Raw genomic sequence first — 3,518 nt, forward strand, 5'->3', positions numbered from 1 at the left:
GAGATCGCGTTCCGCCTGTCCGCCCCGCCCGTGCCGGGAATGGCGCTTGAAGACCTGATCACCTGCATATCCGGTGTTTGCGCAGGGTTCGAGATGGTGCAATCAATCTTCGCGGATTGGAAGTTCGAGGCAGCGGATACCGTTGCGGCCTTTGGCTTGCATGGCGCCTTCCTGCACGGACCGATGCTGGAGCTGTCACCCGCGGATCGAGGAGACTGGGTTGTGGGACTTTCCAGCTTTGAAACGACGCTTTTCCGGGATGATGTCGTGGCTGACAAGGGGCAGGCCCGCAATGTGCTGGGTGGCGGCCCTCTTGCGGCACTGGGTCATCTGACCGACCTGCTTTCACGCATGCCCGATGCGGCGCCGTTGCAAGAGGGCGATCTTGTCACAACCGGCACCCTGACACAGGCGCTGCCTGTGAGCCCAGGCGAGACGTGGCAGGCCATCTTTGACGGACTCCCCCTGGACAGGATCAAAGTCGAGATGGTGTAGACACGAAGGATCGCAGGTCGGTTTCGATTTCCAAGGTGCATCCCAGGGAGGATAGGATGGTCAAGCTTGAGGGCAAGGTGGTTCTCGTCACCGGAGCGAGCCGCGGCATCGGTGTCGCGTCGGCGCGTGCTTTCGCCGAAGCGGGCGCTGTGGTCGGGGTGATGGCTCGTGATGAGCGCGGGGTGAATGCGCTTGCGGCTGAGATCGGCGGGTTCGCCTTGTCCGGCGATGTCGCGCAGGCTGCCGACATGAAACGTGCGGTGGCCAAGATGTGCGACCGCTTCGGGCGGCTCGACATCCTCGTGAACAATGCCGGTGTGATCGGACCCATTGCCGACCTTGCGGCTGCCAATGTTGATGAGTGGGGACAGGCTATCGATATCAACCTGAAGGGGGTCTTTCACGGAATGCACGCCGCTCTTCCCGTGATGCGCGCCCAGGGCGGCGGGACAATCCTCACCGTCGGATCGGGAGCCGCCCATGCCCCGCAGGAGGGTTGGAGCGCGTATTGCGCAAGCAAGGCGGGAGCCTGGATGCTGACTCGCGCCCTGGATCACGAGGCGCGCGGCGACGGCATCCGCGCCATCAGCCTGTCACCCGGAACAGTGGCGACGGACATGCAGGACAGCATCCGAAAGAGCGGGGTCAATCCTGTCAGCCAGCTTGACTGGTCGGTCCATATCCCACCCGAATGGCCAGCGCGGGCGCTCGTGTGGCTGTGCGGTCCGGACGGGGATGAGTTCCTGGGAGCCGAAGTGTCGCTCAGGGACGAGGCGATCCGTCGGCGTGTTGGGCTGATTGGGTGATGGGGTTCAACGTGGGATCAACCCGCATGTGGTACCGAGTGCACCACATGTGCGAACCTGCGCACCCGGGTGCGAACCCCAATTTTTGCCGTGCAACTGGAAGTTTTTCGCGACAACGCCCACCGCATATGGAAGGGCGTCGGAAGGACCCAAAGCACCTCTCGGGCGGGGTGGGCTACCTTGGACCTCCGGAAGGTGATTGCATGTGGCCATCAACCCGCCCCTCCGACAGGACCTGCGCCCGAAGGCGCTCAGTTCAGGCTAGGCACCTCCTTGACACTCGCTCCTGCCTCCCGGTTCATGTCGCCTTTGACAATGAGGGGGACGGAGAGATGCAATACTGGACACGGGCAATGCTGACGGGGGCGCTGGTACTGGCGGCGGGGGCGGCGCAGGCGGAAACGCGGCTGACCTACAAGTCCGCCAAGACCGGCACCTCCTATTACCAGATGGGCGTCGAGCTCGCCGAGGGCACGAAGGCTGCCTCGGATGGCCAGCTGGTGATGACCGTCGAGGAAAGCCAGGGCTCGGTCCAGAACGTCATGGAGGTTCGCGCGCGCGGCGCCGACTATGTCTTCACCGCGCCGCCGTCGCTCGTGGAGGACGCGCAGTCCGGCAGCGGTGCGTTCGAGGGCCGGAACGCCCCGCAGTTCACCGAGATCCGCGCATTGTTTCCCATTCCCTCGCTGACCATGCACTTTGTTGTGGCCGGTGCCGAAGGGCCGACGACGCTGGAGGCGTTTGAGGGCAAGAGCATCCTGCTCGGGAAAGGCAGCTTTGGCGCGACGGAGGGCGAGAGGTATCTCGAGCTCTTCGGCATGATGGACGATGTCACCATTGCCGACGCGGAACTCTCCAATGCCGGGGACGCCCTGAAGAACGGTCAGATCGACGGCTTCGTGACCGCCGGCAGCTTCCCGGCGCCGAACGTGGTCGAGGCTGCAGCGAGCCAGGAGGTGCGGCTCCTGTCGCTGAGTGAGGAACAGGTGGCCGAGACGGGTCAGGCACGCGTTGTCATTCCCGCAGATGTTTATCCCGGGCAGGCTGCAGACATCGTGACCACCGGGCTGCCGGTCATTGCCTTCACCACGACCGCCATGGATGATGATACCGCCTATGAGCTGACCAAGGCTTTCTGGACCCAGCGCGAGAGGATGGCCGAGACCGCTCCCTGGTGGGCGGGCGTTTCCCTGGAGCAGGTTGCGGGGCTGGAGGCTCTGCATCCGGGTGCCGCGCGCTATTACGAGGAAGCGGGCGTGGCCGTCGCCGAATGAGCCGGGTACCTTCTGTGACGGTGCGGCGGGTGGTGATGCTGTCCGCCGCGCTCCTGCTTGTCGCCTTCCATCTGGGGCTGATCTTCTCGGGCCTGGTTCCCAATCTGGTTGCGCGGCCGCTGCACGTGGCGCTGATCCTGCCGTGGATTTTCCTCTTCACCGAGCGGCCTGCCCAGCGGTGGGTGTCAGCCTTCGGCATCGTGCTGGCCATCGCGGGAATGGCGGCGGCGGTCTGGATTGCCGTCAATGCGGATCGCCTGGCCGATCAGTATGGCTTCGTCGAAACTGGGTTCCAGTATGCCGTGGGAGGTGTCCTGCTGCTGGCGGTGCTGGAGGCCGCGCGTCGCGCGATCGGCTGGCCGCTGCCGGTGGTGGCGGCGGTGGCGCTGCTTTATGCCGCCTTCGGTCAGCATGTCCCGGGCGAGTTCGGCCATGCGCCGCTGCCCCCCGCCAGCCTGATGGGGACGCTGACCCTGGCGGAAGGCGGGATCTTCGGGCAGCTGACCGGCGTCTCGGTCGGGGTGGTGGCGATCTTCGTCATTTTCGGCGCGGTGCTCAATGCAGGCGAGGCGGGGCAGGGCTTCATGAACCTGGCCGCGGCGGCCGCGGGCCGGCTGCGGGGTGGTGCCGGCAAGGTGTCGGTCATTGCCTCGGCGCTCTTCGGCTCCATCTCGGGATCGGCCTCGGCCAATGTGGCATCGACGGGCGCGGTGACCATCCCGGCGATGATCCGGATGGGGTACCCGCGCCGGATCGCGGCGGCGGTCGAGGCGGTGGCCTCGTCGGGCGGGCAGATCATGCCGCCCCTGATGGGGGCAGGGGCCTTTGTCATGGTCGAACTGACCGGCACGCCCTACACGCAGATCATCACGGCGGCGCTCTTGCCGGCGCTTCTCTACTTTGCCGTGGTCTGGTTCGGGATCGACGCCTATGCGCGTCGCCT

The 3,518-nt window shown here is 65.5% G+C and carries 4 protein-coding genes; all 4 read left to right on the forward strand.

The window, feature by feature from the left end; all coding sequences use genetic code 11:
- Positions 1–495: hypothetical protein (locus tag ACLHHB_RS11640; protein ID WP_410218447.1), on the forward strand; the 495-nt coding region annotated here is incomplete at its 5' end.
- A 56-nt stretch (positions 496–551) separates the two neighbouring features.
- Complete coding sequence (locus ACLHHB_RS11645; protein ID WP_410218448.1) at positions 552–1,301, forward strand: SDR family oxidoreductase; 750 nt, start codon at positions 552–554, stop codon at positions 1,299–1,301.
- A 332-nt stretch (positions 1,302–1,633) separates the two neighbouring features.
- Positions 1,634–2,575, forward strand: a complete 942-nt coding sequence (locus ACLHHB_RS11650) for a TAXI family TRAP transporter solute-binding subunit (RefSeq protein WP_410218449.1) — start codon at positions 1,634–1,636, stop codon at positions 2,573–2,575.
- Positions 2,572–3,518: TRAP transporter large permease subunit (locus ACLHHB_RS11655; protein WP_410218450.1), on the forward strand; the 947-nt coding region annotated here is incomplete at its 3' end. The genes ACLHHB_RS11650 and ACLHHB_RS11655, both read left to right, overlap by 4 nt.

Source organism: Paracoccus sp. (in: a-proteobacteria), assembly GCF_046462195.1.
GTDB lineage: Bacteria > Pseudomonadota > Alphaproteobacteria > Rhodobacterales > Rhodobacteraceae > Paracoccus.

Coding starts and splice junctions, on each gene's coding strand:
- ACLHHB_RS11645 (WP_410218448.1), top strand. CDS start 552: ATGGTCAAGCTTGAGGGCAAGGTGGTTCTCGTCACCGGAGCGAGCCGC.
- ACLHHB_RS11650 (WP_410218449.1), top strand. CDS start 1,634: ATGCAATACTGGACACGGGCAATGCTGACGGGGGCGCTGGTACTGGCG.